Annotated in this window: 14 protein-coding genes; 7 read left to right on the forward strand and 7 right to left on the reverse strand. The window is 70.9% G+C overall.

The genetic code is table 11. The annotated features are described in order from the left end of the window. Positions 1-148: 148 nt before the first annotated feature. Entirely contained in the window at positions 149-751 is a 603-nt protein-coding gene (locus tag ACWC0C_RS08450) for a DUF2017 domain-containing protein (RefSeq protein WP_449199404.1), read from the reverse strand. A 13-nt stretch (positions 752-764) separates the two neighbouring features. Beyond that, positions 765-1,082: an ATP-dependent Clp protease adapter ClpS gene (gene clpS, locus ACWC0C_RS08455; RefSeq protein WP_059249785.1), complete on the reverse strand. Its 318-nt coding sequence runs from the start codon at positions 1,080-1,082 to the stop codon at positions 765-767. A 56-nt stretch (positions 1,083-1,138) separates the two neighbouring features. Between clpS and ACWC0C_RS08460 the strand changes: the two genes are divergently transcribed. Further along, positions 1,139-2,485 (forward strand): nicotinate phosphoribosyltransferase, encoded by a 1,347-nt coding sequence (locus ACWC0C_RS08460; RefSeq protein ID WP_449199403.1) that lies wholly within the window; start codon positions 1,139-1,141, stop codon positions 2,483-2,485. A 122-nt stretch (positions 2,486-2,607) separates the two neighbouring features. Further along, the gene (locus ACWC0C_RS08465; RefSeq protein ID WP_449199402.1) at positions 2,608-3,204 is read left to right on the forward strand and encodes an isochorismatase family protein; all 597 of its coding nucleotides are present in this window, start codon (positions 2,608-2,610) and stop codon (positions 3,202-3,204) included. Here the strand turns inward: ACWC0C_RS08465 and ACWC0C_RS08470 are convergent. Further along, a complete protein-coding gene (locus ACWC0C_RS08470; RefSeq protein ID WP_031159498.1) occupies positions 3,201-3,518 on the reverse strand; it encodes a hypothetical protein in 318 nt (105 codons plus the stop codon). The two genes, ACWC0C_RS08465 and ACWC0C_RS08470, sit on opposite strands and share 4 nt — an antisense overlap. A gap of 121 nt (positions 3,519-3,639) precedes the next feature. Beyond that, positions 3,640-6,000 carry an immune inhibitor A domain-containing protein gene (locus tag ACWC0C_RS08475; protein ID WP_450862608.1) on the reverse strand — a complete coding sequence of 787 codons (2,361 nt, stop codon included), beginning with the start codon at positions 5,998-6,000 and terminating at the stop codon, positions 3,640-3,642. Between the two features lie 296 nt (positions 6,001-6,296). On the opposite strand from ACWC0C_RS08475, the gene ACWC0C_RS08480 reads away from it, so the two are divergent. Continuing rightward, on the forward strand, positions 6,297-6,542 hold the full coding sequence (locus ACWC0C_RS08480; RefSeq protein ID WP_449199400.1) for a hypothetical protein: 246 nt from the start codon (positions 6,297-6,299) through the stop codon (positions 6,540-6,542). A 101-nt stretch (positions 6,543-6,643) separates the two neighbouring features. Here the strand turns inward: ACWC0C_RS08480 and ACWC0C_RS08485 are convergent, their stop codons facing one another. Both ACWC0C_RS08485 and ACWC0C_RS08490 read right to left on the reverse strand, forming a co-directional pair. After that, complete coding sequence (locus ACWC0C_RS08485; RefSeq protein WP_450862610.1) at positions 6,644-7,258, reverse strand: RDD family protein; 615 nt, start codon at positions 7,256-7,258, stop codon at positions 6,644-6,646. A gap of 89 nt (positions 7,259-7,347) precedes the next feature. Further along, complete coding sequence (locus tag ACWC0C_RS08490; RefSeq protein ID WP_450862612.1) at positions 7,348-8,934, reverse strand: RDD family protein; 1,587 nt, start codon at positions 8,932-8,934, stop codon at positions 7,348-7,350. A gap of 235 nt (positions 8,935-9,169) precedes the next feature. On the opposite strand from ACWC0C_RS08490, the gene ACWC0C_RS08495 reads away from it, so the two are divergent. After that, the gene (locus tag ACWC0C_RS08495) at positions 9,170-9,583 is read left to right on the forward strand and encodes an SsgA family sporulation/cell division regulator (RefSeq protein WP_450862614.1); all 414 of its coding nucleotides are present in this window, start codon (positions 9,170-9,172) and stop codon (positions 9,581-9,583) included. 17 nt (positions 9,584-9,600) lie between these two features. Here the strand turns inward: ACWC0C_RS08495 and ACWC0C_RS08500 are convergent, their stop codons facing one another. Beyond that, the gene (locus tag ACWC0C_RS08500) at positions 9,601-11,016 is read right to left on the reverse strand and encodes an FAD-binding oxidoreductase (RefSeq protein ID WP_450862616.1); all 1,416 of its coding nucleotides are present in this window, start codon (positions 11,014-11,016) and stop codon (positions 9,601-9,603) included. 92 nt (positions 11,017-11,108) lie between these two features. Between ACWC0C_RS08500 and ACWC0C_RS08505 the strand changes: the two genes are divergently transcribed. The 3 genes from ACWC0C_RS08505 (at position 11,109) to ACWC0C_RS08515 (ending at position 14,036) form a co-directional block, all read left to right on the forward strand. After that, a complete protein-coding gene (locus ACWC0C_RS08505) occupies positions 11,109-12,587 on the forward strand; it encodes a tetratricopeptide repeat protein (RefSeq protein WP_450862618.1) in 1,479 nt (492 codons plus the stop codon). Between the two features lie 242 nt (positions 12,588-12,829). Further along, a complete protein-coding gene (locus tag ACWC0C_RS08510) occupies positions 12,830-13,579 on the forward strand; it encodes a hypothetical protein (RefSeq protein WP_450862619.1) in 750 nt (249 codons plus the stop codon). A 13-nt stretch (positions 13,580-13,592) separates the two neighbouring features. Next, positions 13,593-14,036 carry a DUF5956 family protein gene (locus ACWC0C_RS08515; protein ID WP_450862620.1) on the forward strand — a complete coding sequence of 148 codons (444 nt, stop codon included), beginning with the start codon at positions 13,593-13,595 and terminating at the stop codon, positions 14,034-14,036. The last annotated feature ends 4 nt before the right edge of the window (positions 14,037-14,040 follow it).

Genomic DNA, 14,040 nt, shown 5'->3' on the forward strand with positions numbered 1-14,040 from the left:
GCAATATTGATCACAGGGGCGCGTTGTGGCGCACCTCACTGGTAAAAGCGGACAAGAGGCACCTGAATACGGCAAACCAGGCCGCAACGGTAACGCGATCGTTATCCGGATTTGAGCGTCCGCTGAGCGAACAGGAATTCCGGACAGATCAGATCATCAAGGTCGACACAAGGGTCTCCTGGAGCCCGCCGAGCCACAGATAGGCCATCACCATCGGCTTGCGCGGGTCCTCGTCCGGGAGCCGGTAGAGCAGATCGGTGTCGTCCTCGTCGGTGATCTCCAGCCGGATGCCGATCGCGAGCCGCAGGTCGTTGAGGGCGCCGAGCCACTGCTTCGACTCCTGCGGGGACAGCTTCAGCACCGCCCCGCCCTCGTCCGGGGTGAGCGCGTCCAGGGCCCGGATCACCGCGAGCGCGTTCTCGCGCTTGCCGGCCCTGAGGTCGTTCTCGGTGTAGCGGCGGAACTCGGCGGAGTGGGCCCGCCGCTCCTCGGCGTCGGCGGGCGAGTCCGGGGCCTGCTCCGGGTCGCTGTAGGCCTCCGGGAAGAGCCTCCTGAGCACCGGGTCCGCGGGCGGCTCGCTCGGGCCCTCCGCGAACAGCTCGGCGAGCGGGTCCTTCGGGCTGTCGGCGCCGGGGCCGGGACCGATCAGCTCGAGGAGCTGGACGGCCAGCGACCGGATGATGGAGATCTCGACGTCGTCGAGCGCGACGGCCGCGCCGCCGCCGGAAAGCGGTTCGAATTGTCCGGGCATGTATGTGGGTTCGCTACTTCCGGTCCTGCTGCAGGGTGGCCCACAGACCGTAGCCGTGCATCGCCTGCACGTCGCGCTCCATCTCCTCGCGGCTCCCGCTGGAGACGACCGCCCGGCCCTTGTGGTGGACGTCGAGCATGAGCTTGGTGGCCTTGTCCTTGGAGTACCCGAAGTACGTCTGGAAGACGTACGTCACATAGCTCATGAGGTTGACCGGGTCGTTGTGCACGATCGTGACCCAGGGGACGTCGGGCTCGGGTACGGCGAAGACCTCCTCCGCCGACTCGGTGCGTTCGATCTCTACGGGCGCGGGTGACGTCACAGTGCCCATGCTGCCACGGCCCACCAAAATCGTCACACCGACGAAAAGGGAGTACGATCCCTGCCATGAACACAGCAGACCTTGGGCTGCCGGTGGATGTTCCCTCGACGGCGCTCTTCACGGACCAGTACGAGCTGACGATGCTGCAGGCCGCGCTGAAGGCCGGTACGGCCGAACGGCGGAGCGTGTTCGAGGTCTTCACCCGGCGGCTGCCGGACGGGCGCCGCTACGGCGTGGTGGCGGGCACCGGCCGCGTCCTGGACGCGGTGGAGAACTTCCGCTTCGACCCGGGCGTCCTCGGCTTCCTGCGCGAGCGGAAGATCGTCGACGAGGAGACCCTGAAGTGGCTCGCCGACTACCGCTTCAGCGGGGACGTCTGGGGCTACCCCGAGGGCGAGGTCTACTTCCCCGGCTCGCCGATCATGCGGGTCGAGGGCACCTTCGCCGAGTGCGTGCTGCTGGAGACGGTCATCCTCTCCATCCTCAACCACGACTCCGCGATCGCCGCGGCCGCCTCCCGGATGGCCTCCGCCGCCGGGGAGCGCCCGCTGATCGAGATGGGCGCGCGCCGCACCCACGAGCTGGCGGCGGTGGCCGCGGCCCGGGCGGCGTACGTCGGCGGCTTCGCCACCACCTCCGACCTGGCGGCCGGCTTCCGCTACGGCATCCCGACCGTCGGCACCTCCGCGCACGCCTTCACCCTGCTCCACGACCACGAGCGGGACGCCTTCCAAGCCCAGGTCGAGACCCTCGGCCGGGGCACCACCCTGCTCGTGGACACCTACGACGTCGCCGAGGCCGTCCGTACGGCGGTGCAGGTGGCCGGACCCGAGCTGGGCGCGGTCCGCATCGACTCCGGCGACCTGCTGCTCGTGGCGCACCGGGTGCGGCAGCAGCTGGACGAGCTGGGCGCCACGAACACCAAGATCGTCGTCACGTCCGACCTCGACGAGTACGCGATCGCCTCGCTCGCCGCCGCCCCCGTGGACGCCTACGGCGTCGGCACCCAGCTGGTGACCGGCTCCGGGCACCCGACCTGCTCCATGGTCTACAAGCTGGTCGCCCGCGCCGAGTCCGGCGACCCGAAGGCGCCGCTGGTGCCGGTCGCGAAGAAGTCCAGCGGCGGCAAGACCTCCATCGGGGGCCGCAAGTGGGCGGCGCGCCGGCTGGACGAGGAGGGGGTGGCGGAGGCCGAGGTCGTGGGTACCGGCGCGGTGCCGGCGGACCTCGCCGACCGGCAGCTGCTGATCGAACTGATCAAGGGCGGTGACGTGGTCGCCCGCGAGCCGCTGGACGTGCCCCGGGACCGTCATATCGCCGCCCGCGGGAACCTCCCGCTCTCCGCCACCCAGCTCTCCCGAGGGGAACCCGTCATTCCGACGGAGTACGTCCACGGGCGCTCGGGTAGCTAGAGCGGGACCGCCGCCCTCCTCCGCCGCCCTTCCTCCGTCGCCCTCCGCGAACCGCCCCCTCCCGCACCGGGCCGTAAGTCTCTAGGCTCAGTTACTTAATCCTCACCCGAAGGACACCCGCCATGCGCCGCGCCTTGATCGTCGTAGATGTGCAGAACGACTTCTGCGAGGGGGGCAGCCTCGCGGTGGCCGGGGGTGCGGACGTGGCCGCCGCGATCACGGAGCTGATCGGCCAGGCGGGGGGCACCGGGTACCGCCATGTGGTGGCCACCCGGGACCACCACCTCGCGCCCGGCGGCCACTTCGCCGACAACCCCGACTTCGTCCACTCCTGGCCCGCGCACTGTGTCGCGGGCACGGAGGGCGTCGGCTTCCACCCGAACTTCGCCCCGGCCGTCGCCTCCGGCGCGGTCGACGCGGTCTTCTCCAAGGGCGAGTACTCGGCGGCGTACAGCGGCTTCGAGGGCGCCGACGAGAACGGCGTCCCCCTGGCCGACTGGCTCCGCGCGCGCCACATCGACGAGGTCGACGTGGTCGGCATAGCCACGGACCACTGTGTACGCGCCACGGCCCTGGACGCCGCCCGTGAGGGGTTCCGCACCCAGGTCCTGCTGGACCTGACGGCGGGCGTCGCCGAGGAGACCACCGCGCGGGCGCTGGAGGAGCTGCGGGAGGCCGGTGTGGAACTGACCGGGAAGCCCGTGCTCGGTGGCGCCTAAACCACCGCCGACCTGCGCAGAAGCGCCCGGATCGGATGCCACAGTTCGTTCACGATGACACCGTTGTCGGCCGGTGCCGTGCGCCATATCAGGCCGTCCGGATGGTGCAGCACGGCCGTGATCTCGTCCGGCGTCGGAGGCGCTGCGTTCCCCCGGAGGTATATCGCGCGCAACCCCAGGTTGCGGAGCCTGGTCAGGGCCCTGGCGCGATTCTGGGCGTGCACCAGTACCCGCACCCCGGCGGAGCCGTAGGGCAGGTTCAGCGCCACCACGACCGTGCCGTTCGGCAGCTTGCAAAAGCCTCCAGCGGCCATGCGGTCACATCCCCGTTTCGGTCGGTGTCAATAAGCGGTCCACAGGACGCACCTAAACACGATCGGCGGCGACCCGCCAAGGGGTTGCCGCCGATACGCGTCTGACCTGCGAAAACGTGGACTACTTCACCGCGGGACCGACCTTGAGCAAGATCGTCGAGCCGTTCTTGGCTTCCTTGACGATCACGATCTTGGTGTTGGTGTCAGTGACCTGCACACCCCCGGTGGGGTTCGAGGGGTCGTAGTAGGTGCTGGTGTGGTCGTTGAAGACCGGCACCCCCTTCGACGCCTTGATCACCGTCGCGACGTCGGCCTTGTGCAGCGTGATGCCGTCCGTGCCGTAGAGGCTGAACGGGGAGTCGTAGGACTGCATGCGGTTGCGCATCAGCGTGCCGTCGGACCACTTCATCGCCGTCGGGTGCGAGTCGATCGGCAGGATCAGACCGGTACCCGGGTGACCGTTGGTGCTGTTGGTGTTGTTGTCCGCCTGGGAGGTGTCCCACTTCCAGATCAACAGGCCGTTCTGGTACGGGTAGTGCTCCACCCAGCTGGGCTGCTTGGCCGAGCCGAAGTTGTACGGGCCCGTCTTCAGGGTCTTGTCGTACGACACGTACTGCCGGTTCTCGGCGATGTAGTACTGCTTGTAGTTCTTGGTGAAGGACGCGCCGATGCGGGAGAAGCCCGTGGCGGTCCAACCGGCGTCCTGCGTCTCGGCGTTGTCCGAGAAGAGCGGCGTGCCGTCGGCGGTCACGGAGATCTCGTCGGCCGTGAAGCCGTTCTCGGCGACCCCGCTGTCGGTGGCGTAGCGGAAGCGCAGGTCGATCTTCTTGCCCGCGTAGGCGTCGAGCGAGTACGACAGCTTCTTGTGCGTCTGCGAGAAGCCGGTCAGCGCCGGCTTGCCGCTGGCGTCATGCGGGATGGCCTGGCCGTCCGCCGTGCCGTCCAGGGCCGTCCAGTTGGCGCCGCCGTCGGTCGACACCTCGGTGTAGACGAAGTCGTAGCCGTCCTCGGTCGCCCACCAGCCGTCCAGGTCCAGCTTCGCCGAGGACTTGCCGGTCAGGTCCACGGACCGGGTCAGCGTGTTCTTCAGGTCGTTGCCGCTGCCGCTCCACCACTGCGTCGCCCCCTGGGCGGGCTGGGTGATGGTGGTGGTGACGGCCTTGTCCGGCAGGTTGACCACGAGGGCCTGCTTGTTCCAGGTGTTGTACTCGGCGACACCCAGCTTGTGCGTGGACTGCGTACCGGCCTTGGCGGTGTCGTAGTTGAGCCAGCCGAGCTGCAGCTTGTCCCAGGCGTTCATGTCGCCCGGCAGGTTGCCGATGGACTCCTTGCCGGTGCCGAGCCAGGAGCCGGAGGACATCAGGGTCCAGAAACCGGTGGAGTTGTCGCCGCCGGCGGTGTCGTACTCGTCCGGCAGGCCGAGGTCGTGGCCGTACTCGTGGGCGAAGACGCCGAGGCCGCCGTTCTCCGGCTGCATGGTGTAGTCGCCGACCCAGATGCCGGTGTCGCCGATCTGCGCGCCGCCGAGCTTGTTGTTCGCGGGGCCGGTGCTGCCCGAGTCGGTGCCGAAGGCGTACCAGCGGTGGGCCCAGATCGCGTCCTTGCCCTGCGCGCCGCCGCCGGCGGACTCGTCCTCACCGGCGTGCACGATCTGGAAGTGGTCGATGTAACCGTCGGGCTCGTTGAAGTTGCCGTCGTGGTCGTAGTCGTAGCGGTCCCACTGGTCGTACTGGGCGAGGTCCTTCTTGATGTCGGCGTCGGTCCTGCCGGCCGCCTTCTGCTGGGCCACCCAGGCGTTCACGCCGTCGCTGACGGCGTTCCACACGCTCGGGCAGTTGGTCTGGCCGCAGGCGTTGTTGCCGTAGCGGGCTTCGTTGTAGGGGACCTTGACCCAGTCCGCGACCTCGCCGTCGACCGAGTAGCGGCCCGAGGACTGCTTCTCGTAGTACTTCTTCAGCGACTCGGTCTTCTTGCCGGTGCCGAAGTAGAGGTCCTGGTAGTGCTTCTGGTTGTAGTCCTTCTGCCAGGCCGTGGAGTTGTCCTGCTTGCGGTCCGGCGCGGCGATCTGGTTGTGCAGCGGGCCCGCGGTGCCGCCGTACTTGGGGTCGGTCTTGTCCCCGAACTCCACCAGGATCGTGAAGATCTTGTCGGTCTTCTCGCGGCTCAGCTCGACGTACTTGCCCTTGCCCTTGCGGCTCTTGAGCTGGACCACCTTGGAGCCGTCCCGCTCCTGCGCCTTGGCCTTGCCCGATATGAGCTGGCTCAACGCCTCCCGGCGCTGGGCCTCCTGGGTCTTGCTCAGCGGGCCGTCGAGGTCGTGCGCCTGCTGCTTCACCGGCGCCGGGTCGTGCCGGTTGGCGGCGGCGGAGTGGTCCGCCCGGGTGGCGGCCTCCGCGACGGCGAAGGTGGCGAACGTGGCGGAGGCCGCCGCGAGCGTCACGCCGATCGCGGCCGCTCTGAACGTCCAGGATCTGCTGGTCACTTGAGTTCCCCTCTAGCGCTGCACGCGGGTGTGCATGGTCGTGCGCGTGTTTCAAGTGACGTAATTTGACTAGAGGTTTATCAGAAAAGACAGACCTTGACTCGGCCACTTCCTGTGCACTATGCGAAACTGACGTCCGCTTTACGGATACCGCGCGGATGCCGTGCTTCCTGTGCGCCCCCCGTGCACCGGTACCGTGGGTTAGGTCACGCTTACCAGGCGTCCCGTTCGGGCATGCACGCGAAGAGAGTCGAACGGCACCGCCCATACCCCGAACTTCCGAGGACACGATTGCCATGCCTCGTCCGACTGCCGCACAGCTCGTTTACGGTTCCTGCACCGTGATCTTCTCGACGCTCGCCATGTTGCTGCTGTCCCAGACGAGTTCGGGCCTCGGGATCACCGTCATCGCCCTGTCCGCGCTCGCCCTCGGGCTGCTCGTGGCGATGACGGTACCGCTGCCGAAGGCCCCCGCGACCGAGGCAGCGGCCGAGTCCGCCGAGCCCGCACCCCAGGAGCAGCCGGTGTCCACGGCCTTGTGAACAGCGCCGACACGAAAGCGGCGGGCCCGTGATCCCACGGACCCGCCGCTTTCGCATGGGCCCCCTACCGGGTCTTCGTATGGGCACCCATAACACTTCGCTCAACCGGTGCTGACCACCACCGTCTTGGCCGCTTTGTCGTGCAGGCCGTGTTTGTAGGGTTTGTCGAAGTAGCTCCAACCGCCGCAGATCGCCGTCCAGACGAAGGCACAGCAGAAGGCGAACGGCGCCCACAGCACCAGGGAGCGGACCAGGTTGGTCCGCACCGAGGGCGTGGCCCCGTTGTCCAGGTTCGCCACCCGCATGCTCAGCCACTTCTTGCCGAGGGTCTGGCCGTACTTGCTCATCATGGACGTGTCGTACGCGATGTAGAGCACGGCCGCGATGAAGGACTGTCCCACGGACTTGCCGACCTCGACGTGATCGCCGTCGACCTGGTACCCCCGCACGCCGAACGCCCAGGTGAGCAGCCAGACGACGATACCGACGAGGATCATGTCGACGATCCGCGCGAGCGTCCGCCTGCCGCTGTCGGCGAGCGGGGGCATACCGGCCAGCGGGTCACCGGGGTAGCCGCCGGGCGGCGGGGGCCGCTGGGCGCCGCCGTACGGGGTGCCGTACGGCGAGCCCGCCCCCTGGTCCGACGGGGGCCGCTTCCTGAACGGGTCGTCCTCGGGGGGCTGCTCTCCGGAGCCGGGGGGCGGTTCGCTGCTCATGGCCCGAGTGGACCGCGAAGGCCCCGCCTCCGCATCCCGCGGACGGCCTTACGGAGTACGGCCGTCCGGATGACGGCCCTGCCCCGCGCTCAGCCCGCGACGAAAGTGTGCGCCGCCTTGTCGTGCCAGCACTGGTGCCAGGGCCGGTCGAACAGGCACCACAGCACGCCCACGATCCCGATCCCGAGCAGCCCGGGCACGCTGTAGACCAGCCAGCGGCGCAGCGCGGCGCCGAAGGCCGGGGGCTCGTGCCCCTCGATGTCCCGCACCTGAAGACCTAGCAGCTTCTTGCCGAGGGTGCGGCCCCACTTGGCGGTCGGCAGCGCCTCGTACACGACGCCGAAGAGCAGCAGGACGGCGAGCACGATGCCGAGGCTGGTGGCGGTCGTGCCGTCGAGCAGCCAGACGGTGACCTCGCGGCCGGACAGCCTGGCCTCGTCGATCTTCTGCTGGATGTGGTCGGCGGCCTCGGTGCCGAGCGGTACGGCCGCGGCGGCCGTCACGGCGACCATGACCAGCGTGTCGATCAGCCGGGCGGCGAACCGCTTGCCCAGCCCGGCGGGGCGGGCGGCGGCCTGGCGGCGCGCGGCCGCCTGGAACGGGTCCTCCACCGGCGGCTTCCACGGCGCCACGGGCTGCTCGTCACCGCCACCGGCCAGCTGGTGCACCTGCTGCGCCCAGGACGCCTGACCGCCGCCGGGCCCGCTGGTCACCGGGGTGACCGGGGCGCCGCCCTGCGCCGGCACCGAGGGTGCCACGGCCGGCTGGGCGCCCTGGGCCTGCGGTGCCTGCGCGGCGGCGGCACGTGCGGCGGCGGCCTTGCCGGCCCCGAAGCCGGGGCCCGCGGCCGGGGCGGGCGAGGGCGGGGGCGAGGAGGATGCGGGGGAGCGCGGGGCGGGTGCGCCGATGGGGCCCTGCGGCCCGAAGCCGCCGGGTCCGCCTGCCGAACCGGACACGGGCGCGCCGGGGCCCTGGCCCGAACCCGGTGCGCCGAAGCCGGTGCCCTCGCCGGGCTGGGCGCCGGAGGCGGGCGCCCCCGAGCCCGGCCGCTGTGCCGGGCCATGCGGGCCGTAACCGGAACCCGTCCCGGCTTCCGCGCCGGAAGCCTGCGGACCGGAGGCCTGTGCACCCGGCCGGCCCTGGCCCGGTACCGGGCGGAAGGTCATCGTGCCGTCGTCCCGCACCGCTGCGGGCCCCGGCACCGGGCGGCGGAAGATGAACGTGCCGCCGGGGTCCGGTTCACCGCCCTCCGCCGGCGGGATCGAGGCCGAGCCCTCCGCGGGGATCCGCGGATCGGCACCCCGAGCGGTACGCCCGTCGCCGTCACCGGCGGAGCCGAACCGCCCCGCGGACCCGGGGTGTCCTGCGCCCGGGCCGCCGGACCCCGACCGGCCACCGGTCTGGCCGCCGGCTGGCCAGGCGCCGGAGCCGTCCTGCCCGGAGGGTGTCTCCGGCTCCTCGTCGAAGAAGTGCGGGCCCGTCTCCTCGACCGCCGCAGGCACAGCGCGGACGCCGGGCGGCGGGGTGAGCGGTTCGCCGTCCTTCGGCGCCGGGCGGCTGGTGCCGGGCACCCAGGAGGCGCCGTTCCAGTACCGGACGTATCCGGGGATGGACGGGTCCGGGTAGTAGCCCTCGCGGGGCCTGTCGTCACCTGGGGCCGGGGTTGGGGCGCTCATGTCCGTCGTCCCGTATCTGCTCGGGGGTGGGATGGGGGCCTCCACATCTATCAGACCGGGGCACCCCGCAGCGCCAGTCCCGCAGGACCCACCCCTTTCCGGGCAACTGCGTACCCGGCTCTCACAGGTCCGCGAAAAAAATTTCCCCGAACCCGCGTAATGGCCCAGCCCCTGCCCGCTCTCCCCTGGCGCGGGCCCGGTCCGAGCGGCCCGGACGACACAGAAAGGCAACGTCATGCATCACACCGTGGTGGAGCGGGAGCTGGAGATGAGACTCATCCTGTCGCCGGAGCGCGGCATCCCGGTGCCGGCCCGGCTGAGCTACCGCTCCGCCGATCCGTACGCCGTCCACATCACCTTCCACATCAACTCCGACTCCCCCGTCGACTGGACGTTCGCCCGCGACCTGCTGGTGGAGGGGGTGTTCCGGCCGTGCGGGCACGGGGACGTGCGGGTGTGGCCGACGAAGGTGGACGGGCGCAGGGTCGTACTGATGGCGCTCAGCTCGCCGGACGGGGACGCGCTGCTGGAGGCGCCCATCCCGCAGGTGTCGGCCTGGCTGGAGCGGACGCTGCGGGCCGTTCCCCCGGGGAGCGAGGGCGGGCGGCTGGGCATCGACGACGCGCTCGACCAGCTGCTCGCCCGGTGACCGGCCGCAGCGACGGCTCAGAGGACCTTGCCCGGGTTGAGGATGCCCAGCGGGTCGAAGGCGTGCTTCACGGCACGCTGCATCTCGACCCCGACCGGGCCGATCTCCCGGGCCAGCCACTCCTTCTTCAGTACGCCGACGCCGTGTTCGCCGGTGATGGTGCCGCCGAGTTCCAGGCCGAGGGCCATGATCTCGTCGAAGGACTCGCGGGCCCGCCGGGACTCCTCGCCGTCCTCGGCGTCGAAGCAGACGGTGGGGTGCGTGTTGCCGTCGCCGGCGTGCGCGCAGACACCGATGGTCAGCCGGTACTTCTCGGCGATCCGCTCGACGCCCTCCAGCATCGCGCCGAGCTTCGAGCGGGGCACGCACACGTCGTCGATCATCGTCGTGCCCTTGACCGCCTCCAGCGCGGTCAGCGAGAGCCGCCGGGCCTTCAGCAGCATCTCGGACTCGGCCGCGTCCTCGGCCGGGACGGTCTCGGTGGCACCGGCGGCCTCGCACAGGGCGCCGACGGCGGCGAGATCGGCGGCCGGGTCCGGGGTGTCGAAGGCGGCCAGCAGCAGCGCCTCGGTGGTCTCGGGGAGGCCCATGTGGGCGAGGTCGTTGACCGCCTTGACGGTCGTACGGTCCATCAGTTCGAGGAGGGAGGGGACGTGACCGCCCTCCATGATCCGGCAGACGGCGTCGCAGGCGGCCGCGGCGGACGGGAACTCGGCGGCGAGGACCAGCTGCTGCGGCGGCTTGGGCCTGAGCGCGAGGACGGCGCGCACGACGATGCCGAGCGAGCCCTCGGAGCCGACGAAGAGGCGGGTGAGGTCGTACCCGGCGACGCCCTTGGCCGTGCGGCGGCCGGTGGACATCAGGCGGCCGTCGGCGAGGACGACGTCCAGGCCGAGGACGTACTCGGCGGTCACGCCGTACTTGACGCAGCACAGGCCGCCGGACCCCGTGCCGATGTTGCCGCCGATGGTGCACATCTCCCAGCTGGAGGGGTCCGGCGGGTAGTACAGGCCGTGTTCCTCGACCGCGTGGGAGAGGGCCGCGTTGATCACGCCCGGTTCGACCACGGCGATCCGGTCGACGGGGCTGATCTCCAGGATGCGGTCCATCTTGGTGAGGGACAGCACGATGCAGCCGTCGGTGGCGTTGGCGCCGCCGGACAGGCCGCTGCGGGCGCCCTGCGGGACGACGGGCACGCGCAGTTCGGTGGCGACGCGCATGACGTGCTGGACCTGTTCGACGGTGCGCGGGAGCACGACGACGGCGGGGGTGCCGGCCGGGCAGAAGCTCGCCATGTCGTTGGCGTAGGACGCGGTGACGTCGGGGTCGGTCAGGACGGCCTCGGCGGGCAGGCCGGCCAGGAGCCGGTCGGTGAGGTTGGTCGTTGCCACGGCGTCTTCGGAGCGGGGCGCTTCGATACGGCTCATGATCACAGCCTGACACTCGCGGCCATCGGTGTGAACCCCATCCGTGCCGTCCTTGGGCCGCCCGGATCAGCTCGTCTTATTGGCGCACAGTGAGCGCCATGGGCAACCGAGTGTGCGTGCCGGGTACGTCCCTGCCGGCCGGGCCGTCGACGCCGCACCGCAAGCGGCGGTGGCTGCGCCGGGTGCTGGTGCTCGCGCTGGCGGGGGGTGTCGCGGCGGGCGCGGTGTGGCTGCTGCCCGGGCAACGGCCGCACGATCCGGTCCGGCCGCCCGCCGCAGGTCCGCGGGCGCGGGCGCAGGCGCCGGCGGTGACCTCGGGGGTGCCGGCCGCGCTGCCCCAGCTGGCGGCGCTCATCGGGCAGCAGGAGCGGCGGGTACGGGCACAGCCCCGGGACGCCCGGGCGTGGGCCGTGCTGGGGAACGCGTATGTGGAGCGGGGGAACGGGACGGCCGACGCGGCGGACTATCCACGGGCCGAAGCGGCGCTGCAGACGTCCCTGAAGGTGCAGGCGGCGAAGAACACCGAGGCGCTGGACGGGATGGCGGCGCTGGCGCTGGCCCGCCGGGACTTTCCGGCGGCGAAATGGTACGGCGAACAGGCGCTGAAGGCGGCGCCGCAGCGGTGGACGGCGTATCCGCCGCTGATCGACGCCTACACCGGGCTCGGCGACTACAAGGCGGCCCGCGCCTCCCTGGACAAGCTGCTCCGGCTGCGCCCCGGCGCGGCGGCACGGCCCGCGGTGATGGCGCGGGCCTCGGCGGTGTACCGGGACCGGGGCTGGCGCGAGGACGCGGTGGCCCAGCTGACCGACGCGGCGGCCGCCGCCGGCACCCCGGGCGAGCAGGCCGCCTATCTGACCGGGGTCGGGCAGCTGGCCTGGGGGCGCGGGGACCTCCCGGACGCGCTGCGGCACTTCGACGCGGCCCTACGACTCGACCCCGACCAGCGGGCGGCACAGGCCGGGCGGGGCCGGGTGCTGGCCGCGCAGGGCGGCACGACCGAGGCGTACGCCGCGTACCGGTCGGCGCTCAGCCGGCACCCGAGCCCGCAGGACGCCTATGAACTGGGCGAGCTGTACGAGGCGCACGGCCTGACCACGCAGGCCCGGGCCCGGTACGGACAGATGAAAGCGCTGGTACTGCGACAGCTGGCGGCCGGGGTCGACGAGGACCTGCTGATGGGCCGGTTCGAGGCCGACCACGGCGACCCGCGGGAAGCGGTACGGCGGCTACGGGCGGAATGGCAGCGCCAGCCGGGGACCGAGGTGGCCGACGCACTCGGCTGGGCACTGCACCGCGCGGACGCCGACGAGGAGGCACTGACCTACGCCACGACCGCCACGGACACCTCCGAATCCGGCCTCCGCAGCGCGCTCTACGTCTTCCACCGCGGCCTGATCGAGCAAGCCCTGGACCTACGGGCCCCGGCCCGCCGGCACCTTCGGGAAGCACTGCAGATCAACCCGTACTTCTCCCCGCTACGAGTTCCGGTGGCGCTGACGGCGCTGTCGGAACTGGGCGAACCGGAAGCCGACGCACCTCCTTTCGGCCACGGTTCCGCCCGATCCGGCGTGTGACTGTGGTCGGTCCTGGTCGGCTCCGTGGGTGTCGCGTGCCGATGTCGTGCGCCGTTTGCCCCTTGTGTGACCGGGCTCGGGTGGGTCTCCCTTGCTCACCAGCGGTCCCGGGCGTGTCCCGGCACCTCTCCGGCACAACCGGTTGACCCGCTTCCGGAAAGCGGGCGAAGGCACCGAAAAGCCTTCTGTCGGCCGCGAGTTGATCCTCCCTAGCATCCCCTTTGAGCGAATCGGAGGGGAACATGCGCAGACTCATCACGGCCACCGTCGCCGCTCTGGCCGCCGTCCTGCTGAGCGTGGGTACGGCGTCCGGTGCCGGTAACGGCAAGCAACATGACTTGACCGCCGACGTGCCCGCCGGGCCGACGAAGAAGTGCGTCACCACCGCCCAGCAGCGCGACCTGGCCTCCTGGGCCTGTATGGGCTCGACCCTGCTGGCGAACGGCAAGGCGGAACAGCTCGACAAGTCCGCCGCGAAGCCGGCCGTCACGGCGAAGGCCGCGACCGATGACGATGAGGACTCCTGGTGCGAGCCGACCGGGCTGTGCACCCGGCTGATCAGCGACTACATCCGTGAGACCAAGGCGAACATCTGGTACGGCTACGGGGACCAGACCGTCGGTTCCTACGACGCGATCCTGCGCAACAACCTCAACGGCCGCCAGCCCCGCCTGACCACGACCCTCATCCTCGACGAGGGCCCGCCGCTGTACTTCCCGACCGTCACCACCCAGTGCTACGAGGAGATCTCGTTCTGGCCGGACAACCCCTGCGGCACCGACACCATGGGGGGCGCCTACCTCAACGGCCCGATGGCCCGCTGGGACGGCGGACAGCGCTACGGGGACCGGCTGGACAACTCCAACGAGTACTACCATGCGCTGGACGCCTCATGGGTGCCCACCGGGTACGCGCCGCTCTCCGGCAGGCTCTTCGAGACGCCGTACTTCAACTGCTACGGCTCGGACCCGTGCTACTTCCCGTCGGAGTGAGGAGCACGAAGAAGTGACAGCGGTGCACCGGCCGTCCCACACCTGGTCGGACTTCCCGCTCGCGCGGCCGTCGTCGCCGCGCGAGCGGGCCGTCCCCGTCGAGATCACCCAAGAGGGGCGGGTCTATGCGCGTATGGGGGACTCCGGGTGGCACATGGCCGTGTGCTGGTACGCCGGGCCCGGCCACGCCGTGCGCGTCCACGGTGATCCGGATCCCGAACGCACCGCGGCCGACCAGGTGATCGTCGAGGAGGAGGCCAACTCCTATCTGTCGGACGCCGGAATCCCGCCGCGGCCGCGCGGCTTCACCTGGTACGTCGAGATCCCGCCGGGCCGTACCCTCTCCGGTCTCTGGGAGGTGATCGACCGGCATGAGAGGGGGCTGCCCGGTGCCGCTCCCCGGCCGAGCGAGACGGCCGGCGCGATCGCTCAGGCCGTCTCGCTCTTCTACGCCTAGGAAG

It is taken from the genome of Streptomyces sp. NPDC001709, from assembly GCF_053596375.1.